The organism is Bradyrhizobium sp. LLZ17 (assembly GCF_041200145.1).
GTDB lineage: Bacteria > Pseudomonadota > Alphaproteobacteria > Rhizobiales > Xanthobacteraceae > Bradyrhizobium.
Genome location: NZ_CP165734.1, coordinates 3,925,171 through 3,941,180, shown reverse-complemented (window position 1 = coordinate 3,941,180; position 16,010 = coordinate 3,925,171). Strand labels below are relative to the sequence as shown.

Here is a 16,010-nt window from a genome sequence, read left to right as displayed (position 1 = left end):
TCGATGGACGCGATCAACCAGCCCCTGCTTAGCGTGCGCGAGCTCTCGGTGGCGTTCCACCAGGGCGGCGCAACCACGCTCGCGGTCGACAAGATCTCGTTCCAGATCAGGCGCGGCGAGTGCCTGGCGCTGGTTGGCGAATCCGGGTCCGGCAAATCGGTCAGTGCGCTCTCGATCCTCAAGCTGCTGCCCTATCCGAGCGCCTCGCATCCGTCGGGCAGCATCCGCTTCAAGGGTCGCGAGCTGATCGATCAGTCGGAGCGGGAGATGCGGGAGATCCGCGGCAGCGACATCTCCATCATCTTCCAGGAGCCGATGACCTCGCTCAATCCGCTGCATACGATCGAGGCGCAGATCGGCGAGATCATCCAGCTGCACAATCCGACCAGCAATGCCGAGGCGCGCAGGCGGACGCTGGAGCTGCTGACGCAGGTCGGCATCCCTGAGCCCGAAACGCGGCTGAACAGCTATCCGCACCAGCTCTCCGGCGGCCAGCGCCAGCGCGTGATGATCGCCATGGCGCTCGCAAACGAACCGGACCTGTTGATCGCGGACGAGCCGACCACGGCGCTTGACGTCACCGTGCAGGCGCAGATCCTGACGCTGCTGGCCGAGATACGCTCACGTCTCGGCATGAGCCTGCTCTTCATCACCCACGATCTCGGCATCGTGCGCCGTATCGCCGACCAGGTCTGCGTCATGAAGGGCGGCGAGATCGTGGAGCAGGGGCCGGTCGAGCAGGTCTTCAACAGCCCGAAGCATCCCTATACGCGCGATCTGCTGGCGGCGGAGCCGAAGCCCGATCCGGCGCCGCCGCAGCCGGATGCGCCATTGGTGATGTCCACCAGCGACCTGAAAGTCTGGTTTCCGATTAGGCGCGGGTTGATGCGCAAGACGGTCGGGCACATCAAGGCCGTCGACGGCGTCAGCATCGCCGTGCGCAAGGGCGAGACGCTTGGCGTCGTCGGCGAGTCCGGCTCGGGCAAGACAACGCTGGGGCTCGCATTGCTGCGGCTGATCTCATCGAACGGGCGCATCGTGTTCCTCGGAAAAGATATCCAGGGCCTGCGCTTCAAGGAGATGCGGCCGTTCCGGCGTGACATGCAGATCGTATTCCAGGACCCGTTCGGCTCGCTCAGCCCGCGCATGTCGATCGCCGACATCATCGCCGAAGGTCTGTCCGTGCATCAGCCGAAGCTCTCGCGCGAGGAGCGTGAGGAGCGCGTCGTCAAGGCGCTCGAGGACGTGGGGTTAAAGGCCGACACCCGCTACCGCTACCCCCATGAATTCTCCGGCGGCCAGCGCCAGCGCATCAGCATCGCGCGCGCCGTGGTGCTGGAGCCGGATTTCGTCGTACTGGACGAGCCGACCAGCGCGCTCGACATGCTGATCCAGGCGCAGATGGTGGACCTGTTGCGCGAATTACAGCGCAGGCGCGACCTCACCTACATGTTCATCTCGCATGATCTGCGCGTGGTCGCCTCGCTTGCCAGCCATCTGATCGTGATGCGCGGCGGCAAGGTGGTCGAGGAAGGGCAGGCGGCCGAGCTGTTCAAGAATCCGAAAACGGATTACACGCGCGCTGTTTGCAGCGGCGTTCAGGCTGGAGACGGAAGGAAACGGTTCGGTGGCGACGTAGGCGCCGTCAGAGCCGCTTGATCGCAACGACTTCGCTGCCCGCCTGCTTGATCCGCGCGATCGCCGGCGCGATGGCTTCGATCACCGTTGCCATGTGATGCGCATTGGCGTGAACCATGGTGCTGCCGTCGCGCACGATGGCGACATGGCCCTTCCAGAAGATCAGGTCGCCACGCTGGAGCTTGCTTCGCTCATGCGGCTCCAGCGCGCGGCCGAGGCCCGCCTGCTGCATGTCGCTGTCGCGCGGACAGCCGATGCCTGCTGATGTCAGCGAGACCTGCACCAGACCCGAGCAATCGATGCCGAGGCTGCTCTTGCCGCCCCACAGATAGGGCGTGCCGACGAAGCGCTCGGCGACGGCGGCCAAATCCGGCTCGCGGTGGTCGAGCAGCACCAGATGTGCCTTCGGCACATACTTTCCGTCAGGCGTCACCGCGAAATTGCCGTCCTCCCGCACGATCGCGAGCTTCGATCCGAGCACGAGCGTGTCGGCCGGCGGCAGCTTGATCGAGGGACCGGGGAAGGCGAATGTCCGCAGCGCGCTCACCTTGTGCGTCGGCGCGGCCGCCGGCTTCATCAGCGCTGCATCGGGCAGCCAGCCGACATAGCCATCGTCGGCAAGCTGACCCCAGGCCCAGCCTTCGCGGTCGCGATCGTAGACCGTGACCCGCTCGCCGCGCAGCGCTTCCGTCATCAGCATCGCGTCCGAGGAGGGCTGCTCGCGCATTGGCGCGATCGGCTCGACCACCTCGAATTCCTCGCCGGTGACGAAGCGGTCCGCCTGCACCTTGCCTTCGAGATATTTTGCGGCGAGATCGCCCCGCGCCGGTGTCAGTCTTGGATCGTTACTTAGATCGTGTCTTGGATCATGCATAGCGCTCGCTCAGCAAGGTGTAGATGGCGCGGGCGGCCTGGCATTCGCCGCCCTCGGGCCGCGCCGGCTTCGCCGATGGCGTCCAGCCGTAGATGTCGACGTGCAGCCAGCTCTTGGCGTGTTCGACGAAGCGCTGCAAAAACAGCGCGCAAGTGATCGAGCCGGCAAAGCCGCCGGACGGCGCATTGGTGATGGTGGCCGTCTTGGAGTCCAGCCAAGCATCGTAAGGCGGCCACAGCGGCATGCGCCACAATGGATCGTTCTCCTTCACCGCGCAGCGCGCGAGGTCGGCGGCAAGCGTCTCATCATTGGTGTAAAAGGGCGGTAAATCCGGCCCCAGCGCGACCCGCGCTGCGCCCGTCAGCGTGCCCAGATCGATCAGCAGGTCGGGCTTCTCCTCGTCGGCGAGCGCCAGCGCGTCGGCGAGCACGAGGCGGCCTTCGGCGTCGGTGTTGCCGATCTCGACCGTGATGCCCTTGCGCGAGGTGAAGATGTCGAGCGGGCGGAAGGCATTGGCGGAAACCGCGTTCTCCACCGCCGGAATCAGCACGCGCAGCCGAACCTTCAGCTTCGCATCCATCACCATGCGCGCCAGCGCCAGCACATTGGCGGCACCGCCCATGTCCTTCTTCATGATCAGCATGCCGCTCGACGGCTTCAGGTCGAGCCCGCCGGTATCGAAGCAGACGCCTTTGCCGACCAGCGTCACCTTGGGATGGGCGGGGTCGCCCCAGACGATGTCGATCAGCCGCGGCGCGCGGTCCGAGGCCATGCCAACGGCGTGGATCAGGGGAAAGTTCCCGGCCTTCAAATCCTCGCCGACGATGCAAGCGAAGCTCGCGCCGAATTCGGCGGCGAGGCCTTGCGCGGCCGCGGCAAGCTCGCCCGGTCCCATGTCGTTGGCCGGCGTGTTGATGAGGTCGCGCGCCAGCATGGCGGCATCCGCGATGCGGCTGATCTCGGCGGCATCGACGCCCTCCGGCGGCACCAGCCGGACGTCGGGGCTGTCGGCCTTGCGGTAGCGGGCGAAGCGATAGCTTCCGAGCGCAAAGGCGAGCGCCGCCAGCCGCGTATCCTGCGGTGCATTGGCAAAGCGATAGCTGCCAGGCGGCAGCAGGCCGGGCAGGGCGCCCGGCCGGAACGGGTCGCGCGATCGGGCGCCGTCGTCATCGAGACCGAACAGGATCTGCGCGATCGCGCCGTCGGGCGCCGGCAGCGCGAGATAGCTGCCCGGCCTTGCGGTAAAGGCGCTCGCGGTGGCGAACTGGCGTTGCGCCGGCGGCAGCGTCTCGGCGACTTGATCCCAGCTCGATTTGGTGACGAAAGTGATTGGGGTGGCGGTTGAGGACGTCTCGAAGACGAAAGGCATTGGCGGGTCCGCAAGGTCATTCGGTCGGAGCAGACTTCGCAGAGTTTTGCCAAGGCTGCAATCAGGATTGCGGGTCACCGTTCAGCGAGCCGCTACTCGCTTTGAAGGTGCCATGCTAGGTTCCGGACAGCGGTTGCCAGCTGCGCAGAGAACGCCCGGTGACCGAAGACGAAGCGTGCCGGGAGGACGTGCAATGGAATTTGTGTGGAGCGTGGTCACATTCATTGGCCAGGCCATCGAGGCGGTTTTTGGCTATGTCGAGCATCACCACTGGGTGTTCGCGTTCCTCGCCGGCGGCTACGTCTTCTATCTCCATGACCGTTCGGTCCACGCGCGGTTCGATGCGCTCGACAAGCGCATTGACGAAATCCGCAAGCGTCTTGCCATCGAATATTGACCGACCGGCGAAACCACGCCCGGACGATCCTCGTATCGCAACTGAGAACTGTCGCTCACGAGAGTACCGCCGCAGGGCTTTACTAGCGCGGCGGTTGTGGCATGATCGTCCAGCATTTTAGATTGTCTCGTGCGTTTCTGCACGTATCGAGCGCAGGCGGGCGCTCGCATCTCGGCTGAGACCGATCTGGATTGGCGACCGGCCTGAATCTTTTCGTCGAAAGCATTTCTCTCAATCTTTGGGCGACGCAGCATTCGCAATGAGCGGCGCAAAATGGATAGATCATTTGTCATTGCGCAGATATCCGACCTGCATCTCGACGGGTCAGGACGGCTGCTGGCAGCGGTCGAGGCCCTCACCGGCGCGATCCGCGAGAGGATGACGCGGTTCGCGGAAGTCCCCGACCGAATCCTGCTGATCACGGGCGATCTCGTGAACGACCCGACGCCGCGTGCGCTCGACGAAGCCCTCGCGGTCATCAGGTCGTTCCGGCAGAGCGGACTGTTCACCGACGTCCAGGCCATTGCCGGCAATCACGACGTCAAACGTCCGAGCCAGCGCATCGGCCGGCACGATGCCTACGACTATCTGCATCTGCCGCGGACCTCGAAGAGCGTCTATTACCGCCAGGCCGGTCTCGATCTGGTGCTGCTGGATTCCAACAGTGCAAGCCTCACGACGCTAGCCGACCGGAATATCGATCAGGAGGCCTACAATGCGCTGGTCGCGGATTCCGCACGGCTGAGCATCGAGCTCGCGGGCAGCCTTGGTTCGGCCGGACGCGCCGACTATTGTGAGCCCGCTGAAAACCTGGTGCGGGTGCTGGCGATGCACCATCATCCGCTGCCGCAGTCGACCGGCGAGGGAAAGCGGTTTCTCGGAGCTCCAGACGAGCCGCTGATGTATCTCGCCGCGCCCGCGACTTTCCTGGAAGCCGCGACCTCGCTCAACGTCAATCTCGTCCTGCACGGACACCGGCATGTCGAAGGTCTCGCCCGCTATTCGATTCCCGATCCGCGGGCGATCCGGAGCGGCGGCGAGGATTTCTGGCGCACGATCTATGTGCTCTCTTGTCCTTCCTCGACCGGGCAGTCCGGCGACGATGCCGGCTTCAACATCATCCATTTCGGTCCAATGTCCGGGGCCGGGCGGCCGGAGTACCGGTTCGCGATCGCCCGCTACTCGCGGCCGCGGAACGATAGCGGCTTCAGGCCGCTCGACTCGAACCTGGCGAACGGCGTCATCGGTCTTGCGGTGGGCCGGGATTTTTCCCGTGATCCTGCCTTCCAGTCCGTGATCGAGATCGCCTCTTGCGCGTCGCTGAAGCGGGATCAGGTCCGGGCGTTGGCGCGCCGGCTTCTGTCGCGCCGCGCCTTCTACGATGACGGCACGCCAAGCTGGGCGGACACCCTGTACATTTATCTCCTCACCTCCCATGCCTGGGCGGATCTCGAGGGAAAATTGACGAGGTCGGGACCTCGTTCTGATGTCGAGGCGGTGGCGGCAGTGCAGGCCCTGCTGCATCGACTGATCGGGCAATCCGCCGAATTGCTCGGCATCGATCGCGCTCAGCTCGACGAGCTTCGTGCCAATCGCCTGATCAATCGTGCCTCTCTGCGGAGCTGGCCAAGCATGCCGCGCGAGGGTGTCGATGTTCAGGGCCAGGCGGAGAGGTTGGGACTGCTGCGAGATCTGAACCAGCAAGCCCTGGCGCTCGGCCTCGATCTGGACCTCGGCGGCGAGGCGCCGCCGGAAACGCCGCCGTAAGGCAGCCGGAGCCCTGTGTTAACCGGCCGTTAGGGTTAACAGTCTATTGCTGGCGCGTTCGGCTCGATCAATCGGCTCGAGAGTCAAAGCGTCATGCGTCAACGGTTCAGTCCTGCTCGGCTTCTTGCGTCCGCCTCGCTGGTCGCGGTGGTAGCGGTCAGCCTCGGCGGCTGCACGGCAATGTCAAAGCTCTCGGACGTCACCGGCTCGATCGGCCCGAAGGCGGAAGCCGCCCCGACCGATCCGGCGCGCGCCGCCGAAGTCTATGGCGAGCGCTATCGTGCCAATCCCAAGGATGCCGACGCGGCACTGGCCTATGGCCAGGCCTTGCGCGCCAACGGACAGCGCGCGCAGGCCGCCGCCGTGCTGGAACAGGCGACCATCGCCAATCCCGGCAATAAGGCGCTGCTCGCTTTGTACGGCCGCGCGCTCGCCGACAACGGCAATTTCCAGCAGGCCTTCGACGTGCTGTCGAAGGCGCATTCGCCCGACAATCCGGACTGGCGCCTGCTCTCGGTGCAGGGCACTGCGCTCGACCAGATGGGCCGTCACGACGAGGCACGTGCCTACTATGCGAGCGCGCTGAAGATCGCGCCGGGCGATCCCGGCGTGCTTTCCAATCTCGGCCTGTCCTACATGCTGTCGAGGGATCTGCCCAAGGCCGAAGATGCGCTGCGACAGGCCTACGCCTCGCCGCGCGCGAGCGCCCGGGTGCGGCAGATCTCGGCCTGGTGGTCGGCCTCCAGGGCCGCTTCGCCGAAGCCGAGACCATCGTCAGGGCGGACCTGCCGCCGGACCAGGCCGCAGCCGATGTCGCCTATCTCAAGGAGATGCTGAGCCGCAATGACTCCCCGCGCGGTGCGCCGAAGCGGACACCGGTGGCGTCGCTCAGCCAGCCTGACTGATCAGACCGATCTTCCAATCCTGAAGCCGTAAGGCCGTCCGCGTTGCAGTCGGACTGCGTCAGTGCAGCTCGGAGATCTTGATGCCGGTCGGTCCGAGAATGACGACGAACAGCACCGGCAGGAAGAACACGATCATCGGCACCGTCAGTTTCGGCGGCAACGCCGCGGCCTTCTTCTCGGCCTCGTTCATGCGCATGTCGCGGTTTTCCTGTGCCATGACACGCAAGGATTGGCCGAGCGGAGTGCCGTACCGTTCCGCCTGCTGAAGCGCCAGACACACCGATTTGACGCCTTCGAGGCCGGTGCGTTTGGCAAGATTCTCATAGGCGACCTTGCGATCCTGCAAATAGGACAGCTCGGCCGTGGTCAGGGTGAACTCCTCCGAGAGCGCGATCGACTGGCCCACGATTTCGGTTGCGACTTTCCGGAACGCCATTTCCACCGACATGCCGGATTCGATGCAGATCAGCAGCAGATCGAGCGCGTCGGGAAACGCGCGCTTGATCGAGAGCTGGCGCTTGGAGATCCTGTTCTTCAGGAACAGCATCGGCGCCTGCAGGCCGGCATAGGCGGCGACGACGCACATGCCGATCTTGACCGGCATCGACTTCTCCATGTGTGCGATCAGGAACACGTAGACGACCGAGCCGACGAACAGCACGAGCGGGGCCACCATGCGGGCAAATAGGAACGTGACGTAAGGCGCATGACCGCGATAGCCCGCCATGATGAGCTTGTCGCGCGCCGCTTCCTGCGCCAGCCATTTGGTGAGGTTGAAGTCCTCGACGACCCTGGACACGAGTTGCTTCGGCGTCTGGCGTAGCGAGACCTTCTCGCTTTTGTTGAGACGTTCGCGCTCGCGCTGCCGGATGCGCTCACGCTCGCTTGCCACCGCCTTCATGCGCTTGGAGAGGCCTTCGCCGGCGAACAGGGGCATCACCAGCGTATACACCGTGGCGCTGGCCGCGATGGCCGCCAGCAGCATGGTCATGAAGTGGGCGTCGTGCAGCTTCGTGACGAGTAAATCGACCATATGACACCATCAGAAATCGAAGTTGATCATCTTCTTCATCACCATGATGCCGATCGACATCCAGACGACGCAGCCGACCAGCATGAGCTGGCCGGTGGGATGGGTCCACAGCAGCGAGATATAGCCGGGCGTCGTGAGATAGACGAGGAACATCACGATCGGAGGCAGCGAGCCGATAATGCCGGCCGAGGCCTTGGCCTCCATCGACATCGCCTGGATCTTTTCCTTCATCTTCTTGCGGTCGCGCAGCACCTTGGAGAGGTTGCCGAGTGCTTCGGACAGGTTGCCGCCGGACTTCTGCTGGATCGACACCACGATGCCGAAGAAGTTGGCTTCCGGCAACGGCATGCGATCATAGAGCCGCGCACAGGCCTCGCCGAGCGGCATGCCGATCGTCTGCGTCTCGATGATGGACAGGAACTCGCTGCGCAGTGGCTCCGGCGCGTCGGCGGCGACGACCTTGATCGATTCGAACAGCGGCAGACCGGCTTTGATGCCGCGGACGATCACGTCGACGGCATCGGGCAGTGCCGCCAGGAACTTGTTTTCGCGGCGTTTCTTCAGGAAACCCAGTGCCCAGCGCGGCAGGCCGAAGCCGCCGGCAAAGGCGAGACCAGCGGCGCCGAGCAGGCCGCCACCACCGAACAGGGCCACGAAAAAAAACACGGCCGCCAAGACCGCGGACGCGATCCAGAATTTCTGCGGCGTCCAGTCGAGCCCGGCCTGCGACAGGCGGATGTGGAGCGGAACGCTCTTCTCCTGTGCCCGTCTTGACTCGAGATCCTTGAGCGAAGTCTCGACCTGCTCGCGGCGCGATCGCTGGCTCTTCTCGGCCTGCTTGGCGGCGGGCGCTTCGGCCCGCGAGATCGAGGCACGGCGGTTCTCGGCCTTCCGCTCGCCGGACAGCAGCGGATAGAGGAAGACCCAGGCCATGCCGCCGACGGCGGCGGTGGCGAGAAAGGTGAGGGCGAGGACCTGCATGTTCATGGCTGGGCCGACCTGCTCACTTGGTTGGGGCCACTTCCGCGGCGTCGAGCGCAGCGGCAAGGCGTTTCTCGTCGCCGTAATAGCGCGCGCGTTCCCAGAACTTCGGACGACCGATGCCGGTCGAGCGGTGCCGGCCGATGATCTTGCCGTTGGCGTCCTCGCCGACGAGATCGTAGAGGAAGATGTCCTGGGTGATGATGGTGTCGCCTTCCATGCCCATCACCTCGGTGATGTGGGTGATGCGGCGCGAGCCATCGCGCAGGCGCGCGGCCTGGACGATGACGTCGATCGAGGCGCAGATCATCTCGCGGATGGTGCGGGAGGGCAGGGAAAAGCCGCCCATCGTGATCATCGATTCGCAGCGGGACAGTGCTTCGCGGGGATTGTTGGCGTGCAGCGTTCCCATCGATCCGTCATGGCCGGTGTTCATGGCCTGCAGCAGGTCGAACGCCTCGGGTCCGCGGACTTCGCCGACGATGATGCGTTCGGGACGCATACGCAGGCAGTTGCGCACCAGCTCGCGCATGGTGACCTGGCCTTCGCCTTCGATGTTGGGCGGGCGGGTTTCGAGCCGCACCACGTGGGGCTGCTGGAGCTGGAGCTCGGCCGCGTCCTCGCAGGTGATGACGCGCTCGTCGTGCTCGATATAATTGGTCAGGCAGTTGAGCAGCGTGGTCTTGCCCGAGCCGGTGCCGCCGGAGATCAACACGTTGCAGCGGACCCGGCCGATGATCTGGAGGATCTCGGCGCCCTCCGGCGAGATCGCGCCGAACTTGACGAGCTGATCCAGCGTCAGCTTGTCCTTCTTGAATTTGCGGATGGTGAGCGCGGGACCATCGATCGCGAGCGGCGGCACGATGGCGTTGACGCGGGAGCCGTCGGCGAGGCGCGCGTCGCAAATCGGCGAGGATTCGTCGACGCGCCGGCCGACCTGGCTGACGATGCGCTGACAGATGTTGAGGAGCTGCTGGTTGTCCCGGAAGCGGATTCCCGTTCGCTGGATCTTGCCGTTGACTTCGATGAAGACGGTGCCGGCCCCGTTCACCATGATGTCGGCGATATCGTCGCGCGCCAGCAGCGGCTCGAGTGGACCGTAGCCAAGCACGTCGTTGCAGATGTCGTCGAGCAACTCCTCCTGCTCGGCGATCGACATCACGATGTTCTTGATCGCGATGATCTCGTTGACGATGTCGCGGATTTCCTCGCGCGCGGACTCGGAATCCAGCTTGGCCAGCTGGGCGAGGTCGATGGCCTCGATCAGCGCGCCGAAGATGGTCGCCTTGACCTCGTAATAGTTGTCCGAGCGGCGGTTCTCCATGACCGGCGCGGGCCGGGCAGGGGCGAGCGGCGGCGAGGCGACGACCGGCGGGGGCGGCGCGCGCGACGCCGCCGGCGCCAGAGCCGGGGCAGGCTCTGGCGACACGGCGCCGGGCTTGGAAGCCCGGGGGTCGGTGTCTGTTCCGCTACGCTTACCGAACACTTAACGACTCCATGCGGCGGCTTATTTTCCGCGCAATTTCTCAATCAGGGGTGAAAGCAACGACGACTTTTGCTTCTTGGTTTCGCTGCGGCCGGTCAGGCGCTGGGCGATCTGGAGGAACATGTCGATCGACTTGTGGTTGGCGGAGATCTCCGCGATCATCTGGCCGTTGTTGGCCGCCGAGCCGAAGATCTGCGGCTCGAACGGGATCGAGACGACCGGCTGGCTCTCGATCGCCTTGGCGAATTCGGCCGCGGCGATCTCCGGCCGTTTGGGGACGCCGACCTGGTTGAGGCAGTAGAGCGGCGGCCGGTCGTTGGGGCGGGCGGCCTTCAGGAGATCGAACAGGTTCTTCGTGTTGCGCAGGTTGGCGAGATCAGGCGCTGCCACGATCAGGATGTCGTCGGCACCGATCAGGGCACGCTTGGTCCAGCCCGACCATTGATGGGGGACGTCGAGCACGATGCAGGGCATGGTCGCGCGTAGCGTGTCGAACACCGAATCGAAGGCGTCGATGCCGAAATCATAGACCCGGTCGAGCGTCGCCGGTGCCGCGAGCAGGCTGAGGTGATCTGTGCACTTCGACAGCAAACGGTCGATGAAGGCCGTATCGACGCGATCGGGCGAGAACACGGCGTCAGCTATGCCCTGCGGCGGGTCCTGGTTGTAGTCGAGACCGGCGGTGCCGAAGGCGAGGTCGAGATCGGCCACCACCGCATCCATCGCGAGGTCCCGCGCGATCGCCCAGGCGACATTGTGGGAAATGGTGGAGGCGCCGACGCCGCCCTTGGCGCCGACCACCGCGATGATGCGGCCGACCGCCTTGGCTTCCGGCGCCGAGAACAGGTTGCAGATCGAACGCACGACGTCGATCGCGCCAACCGGCGCGAGCACGTAGTCGCTGACGCCGCGGCGCACCAGCTCGCGGTAGAGCATGACGTCGTTGATGCGGCCGATCACGACCACGCGGGTGCCGGCGTCACAGACGGTGGCGAGCTGGTCGAGCCCCGCCAACAGGTCGTTGCGGGTGTCACTCTCGAGCACGATGACGTTCGGCGTGGGCGCCGAGCGATAGGCTTCGATCGCAGCCGCCATGCCGCCCATCTGGATCTTCAGATGCGCCTTGCCGAGACGGCGATCCTCCCCGGCCGATTGCACGGCGGCGGCGGTCTCCACGGTTTCGCAGAAGGCCTGGACCGAAACGCGGGGCGCGGGCGCAATATGCTCCTCGGCCGGCGCAGGGGCCTCCGGCTGCTCTTCTTGAGTCTGGCGAGCGTAGTTGATCATTTGCCGGTATCGCTGAGTTTGGCCCGTTCGGCCTCGGGATAGGTGACCGCCGTCGGAGCTCCCTTGCGATACTTCTCGAAGGCGGCGGTGCGTCGCGCGGTATAGGCCGCTGTCTCAGGCCGCGGCTGCTCGAGATCCGTTGGATTGTCGACCATGGCCGCGAGGTTGCGCTGATAGGCGCAGCCGAAATTGTAATAGTCCTTGTTCTCGAACCAGCTCTTGTTCTTCATCGAGGGACCGAGGTCCTCCGGCCACAGCCCGCAGGGGCCCGCGACCGCGGCGATTTTGGAATAGGTCAGCCGGATCGGCGGAAGGAAGCGCTTGTCTTCGGGCTGGTAGGGACGGACGATGACGCCGCGCGGAGGAACGCCCGCTGCCGCCAGCATCGCCTGGATCTCGCGCATCGATTCCGCCACCGGATGCGCATTGGGCACTCCGGACGGCACGTCGATATGGATGGCGCCGGTGCCCTCGTGCAGCCAGGTCGAAGCCAGGCCCATCACGTCGGCGCGCTGGGCGGCGCTCAGACCGCCGCGGGCATGACCGACGAAGACGACGATCGAGCGGTTCTGCTCCTCAATCGCAATCGGGTGACGCTGCTTGTAGTCGTCGGGAATGGACGCGGTGGCCACTTCGTCATGCTGGCAGCCGCCGAGCGCGAGCGCGATACCGACCAGCGCGCCACCGAGGCCGATGGCGCGTCTGCGAATCTGGGGTGGTCTTGTGGTCATAACGAAGTCCCCGTTCCGCTTCAGTCGGTGATGAAGCCGTAGGTGCCGCGGTAGTTCTTTGCGGGCTCGGTTTTGCCGGGCACGCCGTAGATGCGGTTGATGTTGCCGAGCAGTTCGGCCTGCGGATCTGCGGGCGCCGAGAAACCGTCATCCGGCCGCGACAGGTCCTTCTGCGCCACGGCCCGCACGATATAGGGCGTCACGATCACGACCAGCTCGGTCGAGTTGTTGACGAAATCGCGGCTGCGAAACAGCGAGCCGAGCACCGGGAGCTGCATCAGGCCCGGCAATCCGCTGATCGCCTGCTTGGTCTGCTGCTGGATCAGGCCGGCCATCGCCATTGCGCCACCGGAGGGAATTTCGAGCGAGGTCTCAGCGCGGCGGGTCCTGATCGAGGGCACCGTCACCGAGTTCACCGAGGTGTTGGTCACCGCCTGCGACAGCGTAATCGCGTTATCGTTGGAGAGCTCCGATACCTCGGTCATCACCCGCAGGCTGATCTTGCCTTCGCTCAGAACCACCGGGGTGAAATTGAGCGAGATGCCGAACTTCTTGAAGCTGATCTGGGTGGTGCAGACATGCGTGGTGGGGTCGCACGCATAGCCTGCCGGCACCGGGAACTCGCCGCCGGCGATGAAGGTCGCCGATTCACCCGAGATCGCGGTCAGGTTCGGCTCGGCCAGCGTGCGGATCACGCCTGCGGTTTCCATCGCGCGCAGTGTGGCCTGCACAGACGGCGTCGCGCCGAATTTCGTGGTCAGAGCGTTGCTGTCCACGAGATTGTGGCCAACCGCCGTGAACGGGTTGGAATTGCTGAAGCTCACCACCGACGTGCCGTAATTGAGGTTGGCCGTGAGATCGATGCCGAGCTGCTTGACGATGTTGCGCGCGACTTCGGCGACCGTCACCTTCAGCATGACCTGGTCGCGGCCACGGACCACGATCGAGTTGACCACCTTCTCGGGGGCGCCGGCGAGGCGCGCGGCGAGGTCGTTGGCCTGCTGCGCTTCGCCCGGGTTCGCGGCCGTGCCGCTGAGGACGATGCCGTCGCCGAGACCGTCGATCTGGATATCGGAATTGGGCAGGATCTGTTTCAGCGCGGCACGCACGCCGTTGAGGTCGCGCTTGACCGCGATGTCATACGCCGCGATCTGCTGGCCGGCGGAATCGAAGAACACGATATTGGTCTGGCCGACCGCGGCGCCAATGATATAGGCGCGCTGGGACGAGCGCACCACCGCATTGGCGATCTTGGGATCGGCGACCAGCACGTCCTTGATGTCGCGCGGCAGGTCGATCACGATCGACTTGCCGACGCCGAGCGAGAGGAAGCGCGCGTTCATCTGGCCATCGGCCGCAACCGGCGCGACCGGACGGTAGTCGGCAGCCACCACGGGCGTGAGCGCCGGATTGAGCGTCAGCGCGACAGCGGCCGAAAACGACAGGGCGCGGACCGTCGAGGCTCGCATCGTCACCAAATCCGCCCTGCATTTCATATTGCCGGTCCTCATCGTACCTTCGCCGTCTGACTTTGAACGCCGTAGCGAATGATCGAAATGCCATCGCGCTTCTGTGCGGAATCGTCGAGCGTGATCTCGCTGATCTTGACGTCGGCAATGCTGCGCAGCGCCAGCGACAGCGTGCCGCTCTGGCGGGCGGCGGAAAGCGTCTGGGTCTGAGCGGGATTCAGTTCGAGAGTGACGGTCTTGCCGATCACCGCGTTCTGGCCGTCCTTCTCCTTCGGCGCCTGATCGATGGCGAGCACGCGGACATTGGCCAGGATGATCTCCGACGTGATGATGTCGGCAGCACCGGCGCTCTGGTCCGGATTTTTGAGACGGCGCGTGAGAAGCACGTCGACCCGATCGTTGGGCAGGATGAAGCCGCCTGCGCCGGTCTCCGCCGAGATTTCGGTGGAGATGGCGCGCATGCCGGTCGGCAGGATCGCGGCCATGAAGCCGGAGCCATCGGCCTTGACCAGCTTCTGGTCGCGGATCGGCTCACCCTGGATGAAGGGGGCGCGCGCGATCGAGCCGGCGACCTGGGTCACGCCCTCCGGACGTTCGCTGCGGCGGATGAAGGTGGAGCTGGCGGCTGCGGTCGGCCAGGTCTGCCACTGCACGTCTTCCGGCTTCAGGGTCTGGCCGAGTCCGATATCGGCCTTGGCCACCAGCACGTCGACGGTGGGGAGCTGCGCGACCGGAGCGGGAGGCGGCGCAGAATTGTCCGAGCCGCTCGCCAGATACGCGGCGATGCCGCCGGCGCAGATGGCGACCGTCAGGACGACAATGCGTGCCCTATTCATACGCTTCACTTTCCAACCAAACGCCGCGACGCTTCCGCCGCCGTAATCGGCAGTTGACCAGCTATTCGTCAAAGCATGGTTAATGAGGCGTATCTAAATCGGCTTAACGCCGGGTTTATGCGGGGCTTTCAGCGCATTGCGAGGTGAGCGAGGTCGATCGCTTTCACCCATTCGGTTTCCGGGTAGACCATCAGCGCGCTGAGCGCGAGCGCGATGCCGTAGGGAATGCCGCTCTCCTTGGCGTGCAGCCGCGCGAGCCAGGCCTGGCCTGCGAGCCCGTAAGGCAATGGCCATTGCCGGAACTGGAGCAGGAGCAACGTCAGCGCGCCGCCGAACAGCGAGGCGTAAAGCAGGAAGTCCATCAATTGTGCGAAGCCGAACCAGAGCGCGACGGAGGCCGCGACTTTCGCGTCGCCGCCGCCGACCCAGCCCATCGCAAAGCAGGTGAACGCTACCGCCAGAACGACCGCGCCGGCACCGACATGGCCCAGCATTACGTAAGGTGCCATGCCACCGGCAATCGCGAGCACGAAGAAGCCCGCAACCAGCGCCAGCGAGACGCGGTTCGAGATGGTCATCGTGAAGAGATCGCTGGCCGCGGCAAACGCGATCAGGGCCGGGAAGAGCAGAAGGCGCGCGAAGTCGAGGATCATGGGCTTGCGTCTTGAGGCCTGGGTCTGTCGCCGGATCGGGGCGTCGGCGCAGGCTAGCGGGCAGTGCTAAACAAACCGACAATGGCGCGGCAGCCTCGGAACCGGCGAGCCGGTGCCGGCGGCCTCACCAGATGCTGGCAATCCGCGTCGCGAGCGTGACCACCGCGAGCAGCAGCGCCAGGCAGATCCAATAGACCGGCGCGTCGGCGCGCGCCGTTTCGGTCTCGGTCGCCGCAATTGCGGCATCGGTTCTGTACCTGCGCAACGCCACTGGAACTCGCCGTGTCCGAAAATACAAAGGCCCCGGAGGTCCGGGGCTTTTGCCGTCGTTGTCGGTCGCTTACTTCAGCGAGGAGCTGATCGAGCCGAACTTGGCGTTCAGCGTGGTGCCGAGGTTGTTGACGACCGTGATGATGGCCAGCGCGATGCCGGCGGCGATCAGGCCGTATTCGATGGCGGTGGCGCCGGATTCGTCGTTCGCGAAACGCGCAATCAGGGTCTTCATGAACTAAACTCCATCTGGGGTGAGGTCGCCTCGTTCGGCGCTGTCTTGACCCGGCGACCATGTGAGCCGAGCTCTTTCG

General features: G+C 65.0%; 14 protein-coding genes and 2 pseudogenes. 4 read left to right on the top strand and 12 right to left on the bottom strand.

Going from position 1 to position 16,010, the window contains the following annotated elements:
* Nucleotides 1–3 precede the first annotated feature (3 nt).
* Nucleotides 4–1,639 (top strand): annotated as a pseudogene (locus AB8Z38_RS19070) (ABC transporter ATP-binding protein).
* 6 nt (nucleotides 1,640–1,645) lie between these two features.
* On the opposite strand, the gene AB8Z38_RS19065 reads toward AB8Z38_RS19070, so the two are convergent.
* On the bottom strand, nucleotides 1,646–2,512 hold the full coding sequence (locus tag AB8Z38_RS19065) for a C40 family peptidase (protein ID WP_369719422.1): 867 nt from the start codon (nucleotides 2,510–2,512) through the stop codon (nucleotides 1,646–1,648).
* Nucleotides 2,505–3,881 carry a M17 family metallopeptidase gene (locus AB8Z38_RS19060; RefSeq protein ID WP_369719421.1) on the bottom strand — a complete coding sequence of 459 codons (1,377 nt, stop codon included), beginning with the start codon at nucleotides 3,879–3,881 and terminating at the stop codon, nucleotides 2,505–2,507. The genes AB8Z38_RS19065 and AB8Z38_RS19060 overlap by 8 nt, the downstream gene beginning before the upstream one ends.
* A gap of 193 nt (nucleotides 3,882–4,074) precedes the next feature.
* On the opposite strand from AB8Z38_RS19060, the gene AB8Z38_RS19055 reads away from it, so the two are divergent.
* The 3 genes and pseudogenes from AB8Z38_RS19055 to AB8Z38_RS19045 all read left to right on the top strand — a co-directional run bounded on the left by AB8Z38_RS19055 (nucleotide 4,075) and on the right by AB8Z38_RS19045 (nucleotide 6,950).
* Nucleotides 4,075–4,278 (top strand): hypothetical protein, encoded by a 204-nt coding sequence (locus tag AB8Z38_RS19055; RefSeq protein WP_045002497.1) that lies wholly within the window; start codon nucleotides 4,075–4,077, stop codon nucleotides 4,276–4,278.
* A gap of 273 nt (nucleotides 4,279–4,551) precedes the next feature.
* A complete protein-coding gene (locus AB8Z38_RS19050) occupies nucleotides 4,552–6,045 on the top strand; it encodes a metallophosphoesterase (protein ID WP_369719419.1) in 1,494 nt (497 codons plus the stop codon).
* Nucleotides 6,046–6,138: 93 nt separating this feature from the next.
* A pseudogene (locus tag AB8Z38_RS19045) lies at nucleotides 6,139–6,950 on the top strand (tetratricopeptide repeat protein).
* Nucleotides 6,951–7,008: 58 nt separating this feature from the next.
* Here AB8Z38_RS19045 and AB8Z38_RS19040 read toward each other — a convergent pair.
* The 10 genes from AB8Z38_RS19040 to AB8Z38_RS18995 all read right to left on the bottom strand — a co-directional run bounded on the left by AB8Z38_RS19040 (nucleotide 7,009) and on the right by AB8Z38_RS18995 (nucleotide 15,931).
* Entirely contained in the window at nucleotides 7,009–7,983 is a 975-nt protein-coding gene (locus AB8Z38_RS19040) for a type II secretion system F family protein (protein WP_369719418.1), read from the bottom strand.
* 9 nt (nucleotides 7,984–7,992) lie between these two features.
* Nucleotides 7,993–8,970: a type II secretion system F family protein gene (locus AB8Z38_RS19035; protein WP_369719417.1), complete on the bottom strand. Its 978-nt coding sequence runs from the start codon at nucleotides 8,968–8,970 to the stop codon at nucleotides 7,993–7,995.
* Between the two features lie 16 nt (nucleotides 8,971–8,986).
* Complete coding sequence (locus AB8Z38_RS19030) at nucleotides 8,987–10,450, bottom strand: CpaF family protein (RefSeq protein ID WP_369719415.1); 1,464 nt, start codon at nucleotides 10,448–10,450, stop codon at nucleotides 8,987–8,989.
* Between the two features lie 21 nt (nucleotides 10,451–10,471).
* Nucleotides 10,472–11,737 (bottom strand): CpaE family protein, encoded by a 1,266-nt coding sequence (locus tag AB8Z38_RS19025; RefSeq protein ID WP_369719414.1) that lies wholly within the window; start codon nucleotides 11,735–11,737, stop codon nucleotides 10,472–10,474.
* Entirely contained in the window at nucleotides 11,734–12,468 is a 735-nt protein-coding gene (locus AB8Z38_RS19020; protein ID WP_369719412.1) for a CpaD family pilus assembly protein, read from the bottom strand. Before AB8Z38_RS19020 ends, AB8Z38_RS19025 begins: the two co-directional genes overlap by 4 nt.
* A 20-nt stretch (nucleotides 12,469–12,488) precedes the next feature.
* Nucleotides 12,489–13,964, bottom strand: coding sequence for a type II and III secretion system protein family protein (locus AB8Z38_RS19015; protein ID WP_369726543.1), 1,476 nt, complete (start codon nucleotides 13,962–13,964; stop codon nucleotides 12,489–12,491).
* 11 nt (nucleotides 13,965–13,975) lie between these two features.
* Nucleotides 13,976–14,773, bottom strand: a complete 798-nt coding sequence (gene cpaB, locus AB8Z38_RS19010) for a Flp pilus assembly protein CpaB (RefSeq protein WP_369719410.1) — start codon at nucleotides 14,771–14,773, stop codon at nucleotides 13,976–13,978.
* A 128-nt stretch (nucleotides 14,774–14,901) separates the two neighbouring features.
* Entirely contained in the window at nucleotides 14,902–15,426 is a 525-nt protein-coding gene (locus AB8Z38_RS19005; RefSeq protein WP_369719409.1) for a prepilin peptidase, read from the bottom strand.
* A 124-nt stretch (nucleotides 15,427–15,550) separates the two neighbouring features.
* Complete coding sequence (locus tag AB8Z38_RS19000) at nucleotides 15,551–15,697, bottom strand: hypothetical protein (protein WP_369719408.1); 147 nt, start codon at nucleotides 15,695–15,697, stop codon at nucleotides 15,551–15,553.
* Nucleotides 15,698–15,766: 69 nt separating this feature from the next.
* Nucleotides 15,767–15,931: a Flp family type IVb pilin gene (locus AB8Z38_RS18995; protein ID WP_369719406.1), complete on the bottom strand. Its 165-nt coding sequence runs from the start codon at nucleotides 15,929–15,931 to the stop codon at nucleotides 15,767–15,769.
* Between the last annotated feature and the right edge of the window lie 79 nt (nucleotides 15,932–16,010).